The sequence below is a fragment of the Prochlorococcus marinus CUG1416 genome (assembly GCF_017695965.1).
GTDB lineage: Bacteria > Cyanobacteriota > Cyanobacteriia > PCC-6307 > Cyanobiaceae > Prochlorococcus_A.
Window position 1 is genome coordinate 130,292 of record NZ_JAAORM010000004.1, and the last position, 16,271, is coordinate 146,562.

The 16,271-nt window shown below is 32.5% G+C and carries 19 protein-coding genes; 13 read left to right on the forward strand and 6 right to left on the reverse strand.

The features are described from left to right. Positions 1 to 65 precede the first annotated feature (65 nt). The 5 genes from HA146_RS06075 (at position 66) to HA146_RS06095 (ending at position 3,685) form a co-directional block, all read left to right on the forward strand. A complete protein-coding gene (locus tag HA146_RS06075) occupies positions 66 to 815 on the forward strand; it encodes a hypothetical protein (protein WP_209108684.1) in 750 nt (249 codons plus the stop codon). A gap of 437 nt (positions 816 to 1,252) precedes the next feature. Then, a complete protein-coding gene (locus tag HA146_RS06080) occupies positions 1,253 to 1,438 on the forward strand; it encodes a hypothetical protein (RefSeq protein ID WP_209108685.1) in 186 nt (61 codons plus the stop codon). Positions 1,439 to 1,467: 29 nt separating this feature from the next. Next, positions 1,468 to 1,743 (forward strand): hypothetical protein, encoded by a 276-nt coding sequence (locus HA146_RS06085; protein ID WP_042850604.1) that lies wholly within the window; start codon positions 1,468 to 1,470, stop codon positions 1,741 to 1,743. Next, positions 1,743 to 3,140 carry an AAA family ATPase gene (locus HA146_RS06090; protein ID WP_209108686.1) on the forward strand — a complete coding sequence of 466 codons (1,398 nt, stop codon included), beginning with the start codon at positions 1,743 to 1,745 and terminating at the stop codon, positions 3,138 to 3,140. The genes HA146_RS06085 and HA146_RS06090 overlap by 1 nt, the downstream gene beginning before the upstream one ends. Before the next feature lie 299 nt (positions 3,141 to 3,439). Then, positions 3,440 to 3,685 carry a hypothetical protein gene (locus HA146_RS06095; protein WP_209108687.1) on the forward strand — a complete coding sequence of 82 codons (246 nt, stop codon included), beginning with the start codon at positions 3,440 to 3,442 and terminating at the stop codon, positions 3,683 to 3,685. Between the two features lie 328 nt (positions 3,686 to 4,013). Here HA146_RS06095 and HA146_RS06100 read toward each other — a convergent pair whose 3' ends face one another. Next, positions 4,014 to 4,286: an ArsR/SmtB family transcription factor gene (locus HA146_RS06100; RefSeq protein ID WP_209108688.1), complete on the reverse strand. Its 273-nt coding sequence runs from the start codon at positions 4,284 to 4,286 to the stop codon at positions 4,014 to 4,016. 165 nt (positions 4,287 to 4,451) lie between these two features. On the opposite strand from HA146_RS06100, the gene HA146_RS06105 reads away from it, so the two are divergent. The 3 genes from HA146_RS06105 to chrA are packed head-to-tail and all read left to right on the forward strand — an operon-like array spanning position 4,452 to position 8,002. Continuing rightward, on the forward strand, positions 4,452 to 5,474 hold the full coding sequence (locus HA146_RS06105; protein ID WP_209108689.1) for an ArsJ-associated glyceraldehyde-3-phosphate dehydrogenase: 1,023 nt from the start codon (positions 4,452 to 4,454) through the stop codon (positions 5,472 to 5,474). 11 nt (positions 5,475 to 5,485) lie between these two features. After that, positions 5,486 to 6,745, forward strand: coding sequence for an organoarsenical effux MFS transporter ArsJ (arsJ, locus tag HA146_RS06110; protein ID WP_209108690.1), 1,260 nt, complete (start codon positions 5,486 to 5,488; stop codon positions 6,743 to 6,745). A 30-nt stretch (positions 6,746 to 6,775) separates the two neighbouring features. Beyond that, entirely contained in the window at positions 6,776 to 8,002 is a 1,227-nt protein-coding gene (gene chrA, locus HA146_RS06115) for a chromate efflux transporter (protein WP_209108691.1), read from the forward strand. A gap of 45 nt (positions 8,003 to 8,047) precedes the next feature. On the opposite strand, the gene pstS is transcribed toward chrA, so the two are convergent. After that, complete coding sequence (gene pstS, locus HA146_RS06120; RefSeq protein WP_209108702.1) at positions 8,048 to 9,034, reverse strand: phosphate ABC transporter substrate-binding protein PstS; 987 nt, start codon at positions 9,032 to 9,034, stop codon at positions 8,048 to 8,050. 351 nt (positions 9,035 to 9,385) lie between these two features. On the opposite strand from pstS, the gene HA146_RS06125 reads away from it, so the two are divergent. Further along, entirely contained in the window at positions 9,386 to 10,705 is a 1,320-nt protein-coding gene (locus HA146_RS06125) for a carbohydrate porin (RefSeq protein WP_209108692.1), read from the forward strand. A gap of 69 nt (positions 10,706 to 10,774) precedes the next feature. On the opposite strand, the gene HA146_RS06130 is transcribed toward HA146_RS06125, so the two are convergent. The 3 genes from HA146_RS06130 to HA146_RS06140 form a co-directional block, all read right to left on the reverse strand. Beyond that, positions 10,775 to 11,926 carry a sensor histidine kinase gene (locus HA146_RS06130; RefSeq protein WP_233125831.1) on the reverse strand — a complete coding sequence of 384 codons (1,152 nt, stop codon included), beginning with the start codon at positions 11,924 to 11,926 and terminating at the stop codon, positions 10,775 to 10,777. A gap of 2 nt (positions 11,927 to 11,928) precedes the next feature. After that, a complete protein-coding gene (locus HA146_RS06135) occupies positions 11,929 to 12,657 on the reverse strand; it encodes a response regulator transcription factor (RefSeq protein WP_209108693.1) in 729 nt (242 codons plus the stop codon). Positions 12,658 to 12,873: 216 nt separating this feature from the next. Then, a complete protein-coding gene (locus tag HA146_RS06140) occupies positions 12,874 to 13,041 on the reverse strand; it encodes a hypothetical protein (RefSeq protein ID WP_157806745.1) in 168 nt (55 codons plus the stop codon). Between the two features lie 67 nt (positions 13,042 to 13,108). Here HA146_RS06140 and HA146_RS06145 point away from each other — a divergent pair, with 67 nt between their 5' ends. Continuing rightward, complete coding sequence (locus HA146_RS06145) at positions 13,109 to 13,330, forward strand: cell division protein SepF (protein ID WP_348535281.1); 222 nt, start codon at positions 13,109 to 13,111, stop codon at positions 13,328 to 13,330. A 13-nt stretch (positions 13,331 to 13,343) separates the two neighbouring features. Here the strand turns inward: HA146_RS06145 and HA146_RS06150 are convergent, their stop codons facing one another. After that, entirely contained in the window at positions 13,344 to 14,621 is a 1,278-nt protein-coding gene (locus HA146_RS06150; protein WP_209108695.1) for an integrase, read from the reverse strand. Positions 14,622 to 15,014: 393 nt separating this feature from the next. On the opposite strand from HA146_RS06150, the gene HA146_RS06155 reads away from it, so the two are divergent. The 3 genes from HA146_RS06155 to HA146_RS06165 all read left to right on the forward strand — a co-directional run bounded on the left by HA146_RS06155 (position 15,015) and on the right by HA146_RS06165 (position 16,005). Next, positions 15,015 to 15,182 carry a hypothetical protein gene (locus HA146_RS06155; RefSeq protein ID WP_209108696.1) on the forward strand — a complete coding sequence of 56 codons (168 nt, stop codon included), beginning with the start codon at positions 15,015 to 15,017 and terminating at the stop codon, positions 15,180 to 15,182. 12 nt (positions 15,183 to 15,194) lie between these two features. Beyond that, the gene (locus HA146_RS06160) at positions 15,195 to 15,458 is read left to right on the forward strand and encodes a hypothetical protein (protein ID WP_245211323.1); all 264 of its coding nucleotides are present in this window, start codon (positions 15,195 to 15,197) and stop codon (positions 15,456 to 15,458) included. Between the two features lie 253 nt (positions 15,459 to 15,711). Continuing rightward, positions 15,712 to 16,005, forward strand: a complete 294-nt coding sequence (locus HA146_RS06165) for a hypothetical protein (RefSeq protein WP_011376707.1) — start codon at positions 15,712 to 15,714, stop codon at positions 16,003 to 16,005. Positions 16,006 to 16,271 lie beyond the last annotated feature (266 nt).

Consider the following 16,271-nt stretch of genomic DNA (forward strand, 5'->3'; position numbering starts at 1 on the left):
CAAGTTAAATCCAGGCTTTTAAAAAATAAAGTTTGTGCGACAATTCTTATAATTATTATTTAAAAATGAAAATAGCAAATATCTTTGAAAAGAAATTCTTATTCAGAGTCGGAAGACATTTTTGGAATATTGTTGGTGTTAGTGGTTTTATAGCATTATTGACTGGGATTATATTATTCGTTGAAGGTAACACCCTAGAGAATGCTAAAAGTAAAAAAAGATTTATTGGAAAAGATAAAATCATCACTTCTGAAAAAATATCCAACGTAACAGCAGAGATGCTCACTTACGAAGAATGGAAAGATCAAAAAGGAAAAGAACAAAATCAATTATTATCTTTTGATGAATGGATAAAAGATAATGCCAGTAGCTCAGAGACCCTCCTCTCTTTTGACGAATGGCTACTTAATAAAGAAATTTCTATGCCTGAAAGATCAACTAGAGAGTATAAAAATCTTAAGAACCAATATCTCAAATATCAAGAAAACTTTATAAGTGGAGTTGGATCAAGTCAATATGATAACTATCAAGTTTATAAAGAAGATTTCTTAGAAAAGGCATCTCAAGAATATGAAGGGTATGAAGTTTATAAAGAACCGTTTATGAAAGAACAAAAAACTCTAAGTTTTCAAAAGAAGCAACAGGAGAAAAAATATGATCAATATCTAGATGATGTAGACAATAGAAATTCCTTAAAAAGAGGAAGAGCAATTGTTTCACCATTTGTCATGGGATATGGCTTGGCTGTAATTGCTTCTGCATCTCTATCTTCTGCAGTATTAGCTATTGAGAGAAATTCTAGAGATAAAGAATAATATTTATCTTTAAATAATTTTTATTTATGTACGACCTACTTATTAATGGGCACTATGTCGTAGTGGGGAGCGCTAGGGGGAGCGCTAAGGTTACATACTTAGTATATAGGAGTATGTACTTTGTGATAGATTGAGACTCAAACACATTCCACCCACTTATATAAACTCTAGTTATAGCAAGGAAATATTGATTAATCTCAAACAAATAGCGGAGTGCTTTGGGAGCACTAGGTCGCAGGTTCGAATCCTGTCGCCCCGATAGTTATAGCAATAGATCTCAGCAATACCAAAAAGTGAGTCTCAAAAATCCGTAGAAAATTCCGTAGATATTTATGGAAATTAACAAAAACTTCTACGGAAGTTGGAGGATATATGTGCAATTAAATGTTGAATACAGGCAATAGGGGACTATATTATGATCAATCGGATTGCAGCGAGTGACTTTTCGTTCCCTTATATATAAGGGCGTGATCAACCTTAATAGGCAATGTTTACGAAGAAACCTCCGCCAACCCCCTTCCACTACCGCTACGAAGCAAGCATGGTTGCCCTTCTTGAAAAGCGGATTTATAGATGGAGCTCTAAGAGTGAGACGTAGTTTCTGGGGAGGGTCTGCAGATTAAACAAAAAATCAAATGTTTTTTCTCAGATCATGGCGTTATCAACTTGGCTTCCTTTAGAGGATTTAGCAGAGCAACTATATTGTTCAGAACGTACTATCTATAAACTTAAAGCTTCCAATGTATTTGAAGCAGGAACTTGTTTTTATCGGATAGGTAATGGACAAGAAAAAGGGAAATGTATTTACAACTTAGAAAAATGTAGAGAAGCCCTACTCCTGCATACAAAGGAAGGACAAGAAAAGAAGAAAGGAACTCGATATAGCAAAAAAATGCTTAAAGACCTTGTTTCAAGGGAGGTTAAGTAATGAGTAACAACAAAAAAGATCCAGAAACACAAAAAATAATAGCTAAAGAAAAAACTAAAAAATTCGGCTCAGACGAATACGCCATTAGTCCTTTTGGCACTTTGTATAAAACTTATAAAAGAACAAGTATTCAAAAGCCAGCTAATAGGCAAACTAAATATAAGAAAAGGGAAGCAAAAACAATTACTGAAAGGTTAATTTCATTTGACGATGAAGTAGATACCTTTTTTAAAAGTGATTGTGAAATTCAATCAAAAGACAGAATAGTTTACTTAAGGGATAAAGCAAAAAATCTTGGCTTAAATCTCAGAGATAGTGAAATCAGAGCAAAGATTTGGGAAGGTCGTAAACGATCTAAAGGACTTGTAACAATGCTTGCTCCAGACATGGAAATAAATGCACCACAAGAGGTTTGGCTAGTCGAGGATTTAATAATGAAATCAGATACAAACCTTCTTATTGCTTCTCCTAAAGTTGGAAAAACTACTTTAGTTATTGACTTGATTGGCAAATGGAGTCGAGGCGTTGAAGATTCCTATTTGGGCAAAAAGTTCATCGGAAAGTGTCCTCCAGTTTTTATTGTGGGGACTGACATGCCTAGGTCAAGGTGGTTACCACTTCTAAATAGATTTGGACTCGCAGAACGAATAGGAAAAGATAAATGGAAATTATTAAATCCAATAGTTGGCTTATTTACTCAAAACGAATCATTACATCTTGATGACTCTGGATTGTCTCGTATTGGAGAGTTGGTTAGTAAGCATGAAGGGTGTTTATTGTTGATAGATAGTTACTCAAAAGTTGTTGCACCTCTTGGAGTTAAAGAAGCTGACGCAAGTTTTGCTGGACCTATTGGAGATCTTCAAGAGGTTGTCGCTCCTTTTGGAGTAACTACAATTGTCATTCACCACAGTGGCAAAAAAAGTTTAGGGTCTGGTGCTGTGATGGCTTCAAGGGGTTCAACTGCTCTTCCCGCTGCAGTATCTCAAGTTATAAATTTAAAATGGTTTAATAGAGACGAAAATCGTCAGGATAAAAGAATACTTCTTGAAACTGAAGGTAGAGGAATGTCTTTAGAGGCAATAATTTTGCAAACTCAATATGGTTTTGAAACGGAGGGAAATGCAACTGATGTTATAGAAAAGCAGAAGGAAAAAGAGAAAATCGCAAGATTACAAGACAGTCAAGCTGAGGTATTTGAAGAGGTAAAAGATAGAAGACCTCAAGAAGTAACTTCTGGTGATATTAAAAATGCTTTAAGGATTGGTGATAGGTCTGCTCTTAGGTCATTAAGGGCATTAGAACGAAAGGGTTTATTAATTAGTGAAACCAGAAGAACTGATAAAGGTAGATGCGTAGTTTTTAAAATATCACCAACAACTGTCTTAACTGACTAGATGTCTTAGGTGACTAAACGGTCTGATCCTTACAAGACATTGGACACTTCAGATACATAAGATGTATAGACACATTAGGCACCTTTAATAAAAAATTTTCGAAATTATTTATGAAAAAAGGAACTGATACTATTATCTTTTGGGTCCTTTCTAGAGTAAGCGGGTGGGTAATTTCGGACCCCAAAAATCTACTAGGTGAAGGGTTAAAAAATTAGACACACTTTTACAATCTCTTACTCATATAAATGGACTAGAATAATTGCATAGCAGTGAATCTCACCAAATGTAAATTTTGTAAGATGAAACCAAAATCATTCGAAATTGAAGCCTTTACTATTAGCTATGCAGCCAAAAAATTAGGTTATAAATCCACCAAAACAATCTATCGACTTCTTAAAAGAGATTTATTAGAAGACTATGTTTTTTTAGAAAAATCAGGAAGAGTTTATTTAATATTAGAGCCACCAAATCGTCCAACTTTAGCCAATAAAATTAGAGAAAATATTCAATATAGAAGAAATAATATTATCATGCGGTGCAAGTAGTAAGCGTTTCATTTTATTTAAAAATCATCAATAATACTTAAAGTCAGATAATCATTTATTTGATTTACATTAACTAAATTTCTTGATGTAAAAATTGTGGGGATAAACATACAAGTTATCATCAATGAAGCAAAAGTTAGTACATATACTTTCGGTTTTAAAGTAAAACCTTTAAGCCTTTTATGTGAAAAATCTGAGTTAAATCTTTTTGATTCTTGCCTGTTAAAGATTGCTTTCTCATTGCAAGACTAAAGCTGAGTGGATGGAACAATCAGGAATGACTTATGACAGGGAATCAGAAGTTAATTAATAAAATCTAACGTATAACTTATTCGCAGGAACGTTTTCTATGCGAGGAATGATCTGTCAAAGAAGTTATCCATTCCTTGATCAAAAAGAGAGACTCTTTATTTAGGCTGTAGTAGACCCATCTACCTTCTTGTCTATCAGAGATAAGACCAGCTTCCTTCAAAATTTTTATGTGATATGAAATTCTTGATTGAGATAACTTAGTTAATTTCATAATATCGCAAACACAAACTTCTCCATCCATCATTAGGTCAATTATTTCTAGCCTAAAAGGATCAGAAAATGAAACCATCAACTTAGATATATTTTCTTTTTTTACTTTGCTAATATCTTTTAACAATTTTAAATTAATTAGATTTTCCTAAATATAGCTTAAATAAAAAAGATTTCATTAATCAAAACATCTTGATACATCAAATTATTTTGATGTATAATTTCAATAGAAAATTTCAAAGTTATGAAAATTGGAATTAATGGTTTTGGAAGAATTGGCAGATTAGTTTTCAGAGCATTATGGGATAGAGCTGATATAGAAATAACTCACTTAAATGAGATAGCAGGAGATTCGAATGCTGCTGCACATCTACTCGAATTTGATTCAGTCCATGGCAGATGGGTTAAAGATATAAAGGTTAAAGAAAAAGAAATAATAATTGATGGAAAGAAATTAGCTTACACATCTTTTAAAAATTACCTTGATGTTCCTTGGGAAAAATCTTCTGTAGATATTATTTTGGAATGTACAGGAAAGAATAAAAAGCCAGAAAAACTAAATCCCTATTTTGAATCTCTAGGGATGAAAAGAGTAATAGTAGCTTGTCCAGTTAAGGGAATTGTTGCAGGAGCTGAATCACTTAATGTTGTTTATGGCATAAATCAAAGTCTTTATGACCCTTCCAAACATAAATTAGTAACTGCAGCATCCTGCACTACAAATTGTTTAGCTCCGATAGTAAAGGTAATTAATGAAAATTTTTCAATTAAACATGGTGCTATTACAACTATTCACGATGTCACGAACACTCAAGTTCCTGTAGATTTTTATAAAAGTGATTTGAGGAGAGCAAGAGGATGTATGCAAAGTTTAATACCTACTACCACTGGGTCTGCTAAAGCTATCGCTGAGATCTTTCCAGAATTAAAAGGAAAATTAAATGGACATGCAGTCAGAGTTCCTCTACTTAATGGTTCTTTAACAGATGCAGTTTTTGAATTAAATAAAGAAGTGAAAACTGAACAAGTAAATATGGCACTTAAGGAAGCTTCAGAAACTTATTTAAAAGGAATTCTTGGCTACGAAGAAAGACCTTTAGTTTCTGCAGATTATGTAAATGACTCTAGAAGTTCAATAGTTGATAGTTTATCGACGATGGTTGTTAATTCAAATTTATTAAAGATATACGCTTGGTATGACAACGAGTGGGGTTACAGCTGCAGACTTGCAGATCTTACTGAATACGTAATCAAAAAAGATATTTAATTTATGTCTTTATGAAGTTATCTAATATTCAACAATATAGTGTTGTAACAGCTAACTATTGGGCGTTCACGCTTACTGACGGCGCATTAAGATTATTAGTTGTTGGTCACTTTCATGAGCTAGGTTACACAACTCTACAAATTGCTTTACTTTTCCTTTTTTATGAGTTTTTTGGAATAATTACTAATTTATATGGTGGTTGGATAGGAGCAAGATATGGTTTAAGGCTTACTTTATGGATTGGGACTATCCTTCAAATCATTGCTCTTTTCATGCTTATTCCAGTTAAGGAGGATTGGCCAGTAATATTTAGTGTCGTATACGTTATGGTTGCTCAAGCAGTCAGTGGGATAGCAAAAGATTTAAACAAAATGAGTGCTAAAAGTGCTGTTAAGACAGTTGTTCCAGAAACAAGTAATGGCAATGATACTGGCCAAAAACAACTTTTTAAATGGGTTGCTATTTTAACTGGATCTAAAAATGCTCTTAAGGGAGTTGGGTTCTTCTTGGGTGGACTTTTATATAAGTTATTTGGATTCAATAATGCTGTAGGAATTATGGGTTTTGGACTCTGCATAGCCTTTTTATTGACATTAATTTTGCCTAGAGAAATTGGTAAGATGAAAACCAAACCAGCTTTTAATGATCTTTTTTCAAAATCAAATGCAATAAATATTCTTTCAGCAGCAAGATTCTTTCTTTTTGGAGCAAGAGATGTTTGGTTTGTTGTAGCTCTTCCAGTATTCCTAGATATGGCATTTGGTTGGGACTACATGGAAATAGGATTATTTCTTGGGGCCTGGGTAATAGGTTATGGAATTGTTCAGGCTTCGGCTCCAGCAATTAGAAAGATGTGGGGCCAGAAAGAAAGTCCAGATCGTAAAGCTATCCAATTTTGGAGTGCCGTATTAATGGTCATACCATCTTTGATAGGAGTCGCATTATGGAGAGAAAGTTCTCCATCGATAGCAATAATTTTAGGACTTACTATTTTTGGATTTGTTTTTGCAATGAATTCCTCCACACATTCTTATATGATTTTGGCCTACTCTGATAATGAAAAAGTCAGTTTAAATGTTGGCTTCTATTACATGGCAAATGCTGCTGGAAGACTAGTTGGAACATTACTATCTGGCTTACTATTTATGATTGGGAGAAATCCGAGTATTGGTCTTCAATATTGTCTTTATTTTTCATCACTTCTAATATTATTATCTTGGATTTCGAGTCTTAAATTACCATCAATCAAACAAAGCTTATCATCACCATAAAAACTAATTTTTAGAAATTAGAGTATTTAAATGGCAAAAATATCCTTAATTGAACTTGCAAAAATTTTTCTAAAAATTGGTATTTTCAGTTTTGGAGGACCATATGCTCATATTTCTTTATTCGAAGATGAACTTATAAATAATAAAAAACTAATCTCTACCCAATCTTTTGAAAAAGGTATTGGTTTATGTCAATTGCTTCCAGGGCCAATATCCACTCAATTAGCAATATATATAGGTCTTAAAATTAATGGTTATCTTGGTGGATTGATATCCGGTATATGTTTCATTATCCCAGGATTCATTTCGGTATTAGTTCTTAGCTTTTTTTGGCAAATTTATTCTGGATCAAAATTTCTAAGTGATTTAATTTATTTTAATCCTCCTATTATTGCAGGAATAATTTTTTCATTCTCATTAGTTCTATTAAAAAAAAGATTAAAGTTTGATCGAATATTATTCTCTAGCTCAATATTATTTCTACTTATATTTGCCAAATATAATAGTATTCAATTTCCACTAATTACAATACTTACTATTGCAGGATTGATAAATATATTTTTAAAGAAATTCAAAGATATTTTTTATAGCTTGGTCCCTTTATCTATATTTTCAACAACCTCATTTTTGAGTAGTACACTCTTTTTAGATATTTTTAAGTTCTATAATTTTTTGAAGGATTCTTTAAACTCAAAGTTTTTAATAAATTATCTTAATCTGTTTTTTTTCTTCTTGAAATCGGGACTTTTTATATTTGGAGGCGGATTAGTAATTATTCCTCTAATGAGTGATTATGTTATCTCGCAAGGATGGTTAACAAATGATGAATTTATTGATGGCATAATGATTGGCCAGATAACACCTGGTCCTGTCTTATTAACTACAAGTTTTATTGGATATAAAGCAGGTTTTTCAATTGGAGGTATTAATGAGGCTTTAAAGTATTCATTAATATCAACGTTTGCAATATTTTTACCAAGTTTTATTTTGATTTTTGTTTTTGGGAAAGGCTTCATAAAAAACAGAATTAAATCTGTTAATTATTTTATCGAAGGAGTAATCAATACAATTCCAGGAGCAGTTATTTTTTCTGGCTTTAATTTAATTGAAGATAGTTTTTCATCAAAATACTTTTTAATTAGCTCTATTTTTATAGTTTTAATCTCCACACTATTATCTTTTTTAAAAATAGTTCCAACATACATACTTATTCTTTTTTCTTTAATATTAGGCTTGTCAAAATATTTGTTTGCATAAAAAAAGGAGGAAATAAATTCCTCCTTTTAAGTATTGTCTTACGGTTTATTTACCGATTCTTTTTACAGCAGCTCTTGATTTCTCAAGAATATCGCCTTTCAAAGGAACAAATCCAAGTGATGGAGCTTTATCTTGATACTCATCACTTAACAATGTATTAAAGGCTTGTTTGATAGCTTTAGTGTTTCTACCATTACCTTCTTCATAGGCGAGTATCCATGTCAATGAAGCGATAGGGTACGCTCCTTTTGCCGTTGGATTAGGGTTCTTACCAGCAAGATTTTCATCTAAAGTAATACCATTAAGAGCTTTTGCTCCTGCTTCAACTGTAGGCTTTACATATTCTCCAGAAAGATTTTGGAGTGCAGCGGCCTTAACATTACCTTTTATATAAGACTGGTTAACATAACCAATTGCACCAGGAGTGTTTTGTATAACTCCAGCGACACCAGAATTACCTTTTGCACCAACACCTGCCGGCCATTTCACAGACTTACCTGTCCCTAATGTCCAGGTTTTTGAAAACGCTTCCATAGAGTTTGTGAAAGCTTTTGTTGTACCTGATCCATCAGAACGATGAGTCCAAGTCAATTTCCCTGGTTTACAACCTAATTCTTTCCAATCTTTAATCATTCCCATAGCAACTTGTACTGCTTTCTCTTGGGACAGTTTTAAATTGCAGTCGTAGTTATAACCAAATGCAATAGTTCCACCAACCATAGGTATCTGTACTAATCCTCTGGTAACTTTTGCTATATCTTTATCTTTCATGGGATCATCAGAAGCACCAAAGTTTACAGTCTGATCAATAAATGCTTTTCTTCCAGAACCAGAACCAACAGCTTGATAATTAACTCTTGGGCCGCCAGATTTTGCTAGATCAAAAAACCATCGAGTATAGATTTTGGCAGGAAATGATGCTCCAGCACCACTTAATCTTGTTCTAGCAGAAACACTTGTACCAGGAACACTTGTACCAGCAGCAATGGCAACTACAGAAGTAAAGACCAAAGCTTTCTTAGCTATGTTCATTGATTTCATGAATTAACGAAAGACAACATCTTTATAGCACTTAATTTGAACACAAATACTCTCTAAATTAAAAGTTTATCTTTTAATTAATTAGTTCTTAACCCTCTCTTAAACTAAATCTTGATTAGAGCTTTTTTCGTATGGGTTTTAAAATATATAAAAATAAATATGTGTTAATTTTTAACTTTTGGAAAAAAAATTATCGAAATATATAGACATTTTTTTATTTAATTTAAGGGTAGTTTAAGGTCTATTTAAATCTTTCTTTTTGACTTTATTTCTTACCCGTTTCTTAACCTTAATCCGTTCTCATAAATATGGATTTATATCCATTTTTACGTGTTGAGGTTCATGAAACTTTTTCAAAAATTAATTGCTGCTCCTGCCTTAATTTCTTTGGCATCAGGTTTCGCAATAAACGCAGCTGAGATCAATTCAACAGATCTTAGTGATTATTCAAATTCTAATGATTTAGTATCTTTAGGCGATTTTAAATCAGATACTTTATTCCCAGGAGATTGGGCTTACGATTCATTAAAGGATCTTACAAATAGTCCAAAATTCAATGGAAATTCAGTCTCTCGTTTAGAAGCTGCTGCTGAATTAAATAATCTAATTGTAGGTGGTGAAGGCTTAATGAACGGAGCTGCAATAGACAGGTTAAGTGATGAGCTTGGTTCTGAGTTGGCAATTATGAAAGGAAGAGTGGACGGCCTTGAAGCTCGTGTAAATACAATAGAAGCTGGTAGTTTTTCTGAAACCACTACTATGAGTGGTTCAGTAGGGTTCTTAATAGGTGCAACTGATTCTGCAACTCCTGCCAACGATAAAGTTATGATGGAATACTTCTATGAAGTAGACCTAAATACTAGTTTCACAGGTGAAGATAAATTAAACATCGAAATTGAAACTGGCAATGCAACAGGTGTTGGTGTGGGTGCTGATAAGGTTGGTTTAGACTGGGGTTCGGGTAACGATGACACCCTTAAGGTCTCTGACGTTAACTACACTTTCCCACTAGGTGAATGGAAGGTTGCAGTTGGTGAATCAATGGATGCATCTAAGACTTGGCCTAATGCTTGTTCAATGAACAACATGGTTGATAATTTAGGAGATTGTGGTGCTGGAAACTCTGTTGATTTAGGTGGTGATATTTCATTTAGTACTTCAAGAGGATTTGGAGATGGATGGGAAATCGGCCTGGGTACATCTGCAAACGATGGTGAAACTACTAAAGGTATATTTACTGAAGAGGGTGCTGATTACTATGGTATTGCTCTTGGTTACGAGAGAGACAACTATGGTTTTACAGTCGCTTATTCTGACAAAGAAACAGCGACTTATACTGGTCTAGTTGGCTATTATAGTCCTGAAGAGTTGCCTGCAACCATTAGTGGCGGTATTGAACTAACTGACCCAAAAACTGGTGATAATAAATCACAATGGGCTATTGGTATTAGTACAGAAGTAGGTGAAGGTACTCTAAGTCTTAATGCTGGAACAAATGGACCAATCGTAGATGATGCTGAAGAAATTTATGCATATGATCTTTCTTACGAATATCCATTAAATGACGGCATGAGTATTACTCCTTTTGTATACATTGCTGAGACGGTAAGTGGTACTGATGACACAACTGGAGCTGGTGCATTCGTATCATTTTCTTTCTAACTTTTAACAAAATCGCTAGAAGAATAAAAATATTGGGCTCCATAATGGAGCCCTTTTTTTCTTACCATCCTATAAATCTTTATCGAGACATGGAAAGATAGTTTCAAAAATTGCTCCACCATCCTTATGATTAAAAGCCTTTATAAAACCTTTATTGTTATTGATTATTTTTTTTGTTATTGAAAGACCTAAACCACTTCCACTTTTCTTGAATTTAGTCCTTGATGGATCACCTCTATAAAAACGAGAAAAAATATCATTAAATTCATTTTCTTCTAATCCAATACCTTTATCCCTAACTCTCATAACAACCGAGCTATCTCTTTTAAAAATTTCAATTTGAATTTCTTCATTAGCTGGGGAATAACGAATAGCATTATCCAAAATATTTATAAAAGCTCTTTTTAAATTTTCAATATCTGCAGATATAAAATATTTTGTTGGTATCAGTAGATTTATTTTTATATCTTTTTTTTCTGCAAGTGGTTTTAAGGTTTGCCAAGATTCCATCACTAAATCTGAAATAGATATTTTTTTATTTTTATTAAAAGCCTCGCTACTTTCTAGCTTAGAAAGTTCTAAAGTTTCTTCAACCATTTTTCTTAATCTTTTAGATTCTTTCTTAAGTCTTTTAACGAGATATCTATCTTTCTTTGATACTACTGATTCCAGTCTTTCGCCTATCAAAATAAGAGATGTAAGAGGTGTTTTCAGTTCATGAGACACATCGTTGATTAATTGATTCTGTCTTTTTTTTATGGATTCAATTGATAATTTACTCTCCAACAATATTAAATAATTTTTTTTCCTTGCTCTAACAATATTTACAGAAATGGGTTCCCCCGAAATAGTGCAATCTAGGCTGATTGGGAAATCTTTTTTTCTTGAATATAAAATCTTATTTCTTAGTACTTCAAGCTCATTAATATCATTAATTGCTTTTCCAATAACATCCTTATATTTAATAAACTTAATGAGAGATAAACCTTTCTGATTGATAAATTTTATTGTTAGATCAGATGACAAAATAATCCATCCTTGAGATGAATAATCTAACCAAGATAAAAGTTGCTGTGGTTTAACTTTATCAAATGGAAAATCAAAAATTTGTTGGTTCTTATTTTTAGTTAATTCAATATTTTTATTATTTTTTGAAAATCCTTTAACCTTGGTTTTCCATTTCTCATAAAAGAAAGTTAATACCTGTTGTAGTGTTTTCATTCTCATCCAAACTTATATCCAAAACCTCTTACAGTTTTCAGAAGTTTTGGCGCTGAGGGATCTTCTTCTAATTTCTCTCTAAGCCATCTAACATGAACATCTACTGTTTTAGTATCACCAATAAAGTCAAATTCCCATATTTTTTCCAGAATTAAATCCCTTGACCATACTCTTTTTGGACTTTTCATAAATAACTCTAATAATTTAAATTCTTTTGGAGATAAAGTTATTTCCCTATCAAAAGAAGTTACTCTGCATTCTTCTAAAAACATTTTTATATGATTAAACTCGATGATAGATTGCGTTTTTTCTATATATTTTTTATTACGTTTAGATCTTCTTATTAATGCTCTTGATCTGGCAATTAATTCATTTAAACCAAAAGGTTTTGTTAAATAATCATCAGCACCAACCTCTAATCCAAGAACCCGGTCTGACTCATTATCTTTGGCACTCAAAATTAATATGGGCGTATAATTTTCTTCATTTCTTATTTTTCTGCATAACTCTAATCCATTTAACCCTGGTAACATTAAATCGAGAATTATAAGGTCAACATCATTTTTAGTATTTTCGCCAATAAAATCTGAAGCACTTAAACCGTCTTTAAAAGTTAAAACTTCAAAACCTTCGCTTTTCAATGATTCACTAACTGTCAGCCTAATACTCTTATCATCCTCTACAAGAAGAATCTTTGAGCCCTGCAAACTTTTATGATCTTTAATAGTCATTTGAAAACCCAACAAATTAATTTTATATAATCAAATTTATTTGATGTAATTATTTCATAATTAATTTACATTGAATTATTATTTTTTTCATTAAATCTTATTTCCTTTTTAATTTTCCCTTAAACCCTTTTATCTAAATTTAGATTGTCTCTTTAATCTTCCTCACACATAATTTTAAAGAGACAAATTTATTGAATTTAATAATAGATATTAAAACTAATATCCCATCGAAGCATAATAATAGTCGTCATCTTCATCTATATTTGTCACTACCCATTCTGGCGGAAAGTCACCAATTTTTACGTATTGATAAAGCTTATCAACATCTGGATCGTAATAAGTATCATTAATTTTTGGATCTTTGATTACTTTGCTTGGATGCATAATAAAAAATATTTCTACTCTTTTTTTATAGATTATTTAGTTTAAAGCAGCTTTAAATCTCATTTAAATATTTTCAAATGAATTCGGAAAAATCATGGAACTTATTAATCAAAATATCCTTATTCTCTGTGATACATCCTCTATTACAAATAAAGATCAACAAAGATTTATCGATATGGTTTATGGAGGTGTTTATGGACTTAAAGGAAAAATAAAAGAAATAAGCAATAAAATATTCTTGTATATACCTCAGAACTTTGATTTGATTGATGATTCAGAAAAATCATAAATTATAAAAGATTTTAATTTTCACTTTTTTTTTCTACTATTGTTTCTAATCTTTCTTCAACAAAATCAAAAGCATTCTCCAACTCTTTTGTATTGAATCTTGAATAGCTTTTCAAATGTGTTTCCAGATCATGTCCCATTGCATCAGCTATTTGCTTTGGTGATCTATAAGTTCCATTTTTATTGATCCTATTATGAGCAACATAAGCGTATCTATGCCTGAAAGAATAAGGTGTACATTCTTGCCCTTCAATTTCAGCTTCCTTGCAAATTGACAACCAAACATTCTTAGGACTTCTATCTCTTAACTGTTTCCCTAACCTATCTGCACCTTGTCCTTTTGATATTTGGGGAAGAAGTTCTCCAGCAGCATATCTTTGATGCAAGGTAAGGCACCAATCAAAAGGGTTTCCATCTATATCTAAAACAAACAAAGGAAATAACCTTCTTCCATTTATCTTTGAATTCGATTTCTTATAAGTAGTCCAAAGTTCTTTTTTATTATTTTTGAGAACTAAATATCTAAGTTCTTCAGGCCTCAATCCATATACGGCACAAAGCTGAGTTGCGAATTGCCATTTTGCTGCATACTCATTATCCGCAAAAGAATCAATCAATCTTCCTATCTGGGAATCTGTTAATGGATACCCAACTCTCTTTTCTGTGGTTACCTCTTCTTCAGATTTATTAAAAACTGGAGGTCTCCAATATGATGGAAAGTCTTCTCTCTCAACGCACCAATTTAAAAATCTATTAAAAGCTAATCTCATATGTCTTCGCATGGTTGTCCCTTTAGGCCATCCTTTTTTTTCTAAATTTTTACCATGTTGATATTCATTACTGACTTTATCCCATAATCTTTTACCATTTTGAGGTCTTGCCTTTGATCTGTTTACGTAAAATAAAATGGCTTTAATTACAGGAAGATGCTTCCTTTTCCACGTATTTTCTTGGATAGTGTGTTTATTAGAGTTTCTGTAATTTTCAAGAGCCTTATCCCAATTCAGCTCAAATTTAGATGATGTTTTCTGAGAGATATCAAAAGCAGCCTTTAAAGAAATATTGGATTTGTAGTTTTCATAAGTGCCAGCAGCAGTTTCTATCAGTTTCAAAGCCTCAACCCATTGATCTTCCTGCCATTTGTATGGGAGGTTAATTGATAGGAATCCTGTTGCTTTTGTTCCATATAAAACACGAATATTCCCCCTATCTGGTTGAACTGTCCAACCAGTTCCAACAGAGACTTTAATTGCTCTTCTAAATACTTTTTCCCAAGAGTTAGTTTCTGCCAAAAAGCGTCCGAGTGCTCCTCTTTTATTCTACGCAAATCCGTAGAAATATAACCTTACTTAGGCAAAAGTGTGCAGTCTCGTGCAGTCTTATGCAGTCTATGATTAAAGTTATAGCTGAGATCACAGAGTCTCACTAATTGCGTGTTAGTGCTTTGGGAGCACTAGGTCGCAGGTTCGAATCCTGTCTCCCCGACTCTTAGAATCCAAGTTATAGACAGGTTTCCCAGCCTGTCTTTTTTATTGGTTACATTTTAGATTAATGAGACTGAGCGAGCTTTGAGCAAGATTCTGCTATACCTTGCATAACCTTGCCGAGTGATATCGCTCAAAATGATTATGAAATATACAAAATAATCCAAATAATTCCTATGATAAAAACAAACATTAATTACAATGAAATCTCTGCTTTCAAGTAAAAGATCAAAAGCAATATTGGGTATTGGTTTAATAGCTATTGGTATTGGTGCAATTTCAAAAAAGGTTATCAGCTATCCAACGGGAGACTGTATGAAAGGCACTCAAGAATTGACTTTAAATAAAGGGATAAGCACTAAAAATTGATAAGATCTATTTATGAGAACAAAGATGTCCCCTAGAAGAGCTTGTCTTACAGCCATAATTATGTCTGCACCTCCGACTCTTCTATTCGTTATTAATTCAGGAAGATTTTCTGCTTATGCAGTTCTGATTGTATCCATACTCATTAATTGGCCTCTAATTAGATGGCTTGATGATCGCCAGTGGTATAGAGAGTGGAAAAGGGTTCCCATGAAGTTGAAAAGGGCAAAGGCGAAGCGTCACATGGGTATTTTTTGGTTTAATAACTTTTTCAAGTAAACATCAGCAATCTTTTTCTTCTTATCCTTAGATCTACTGTCAATCATAGAAGTGTTATTTTGGCTTTTTTTGCGTTTATATCGCACTATATGAATGTATATATTTATAACTTCTATGATTAATTTCCCTGTATTTGTAGAAAGTTTGCTCATTCCTTTAGTATTTTTAGGATTTTTTGCGGTTTATAAGAGATCAAAAAGAAAGAAAAGACAGTTTCATGCACCGCCTACACATCAACTACCTAGTTAATTGAATGAAAGTTCTCGAAAATATTGCATCCGATTTAGAACAAAGAATTACTGAAGCTTCAATTGGGAATTCTTCTAGACCAACTATTTTATTTTGTGGCTGCGATCCTCGACTGAAAAAGGATTTGCATAAACGTGCTAAGCGTATTGGCTTTACTCCCTCTTACTCAATAAAACATCCATCTATTAAAGTTGAATTGCAGAATTTTGGTAATAGAAAAATAGAAACAGATAGATTTAAAACAATAACTATGGACTACGAAAACTTTGAATTTATTTGTAGATATTTAGAGAGTTAAGCAGATTGAAAAACAAAGGTTTTAATGTAACTCAGGGCATGGCTTTACTACTATTGAAGCCTTTAAATCTACCTGCAAATCTAGTCCTTAAATTAATTATTTTTATTACTGATCCCAAAAATAAAATAGGAAGTTAATTAGAAAAGAACCTATTCTCACTATTGATTATTCCTAAGCATTTTATCCATTTTCATATTTAATTGTTGGTCCTCTATCCGTATATGTTTGTATATCAAACCGTACATCTTTTTTAGTCGGTTGGTGAG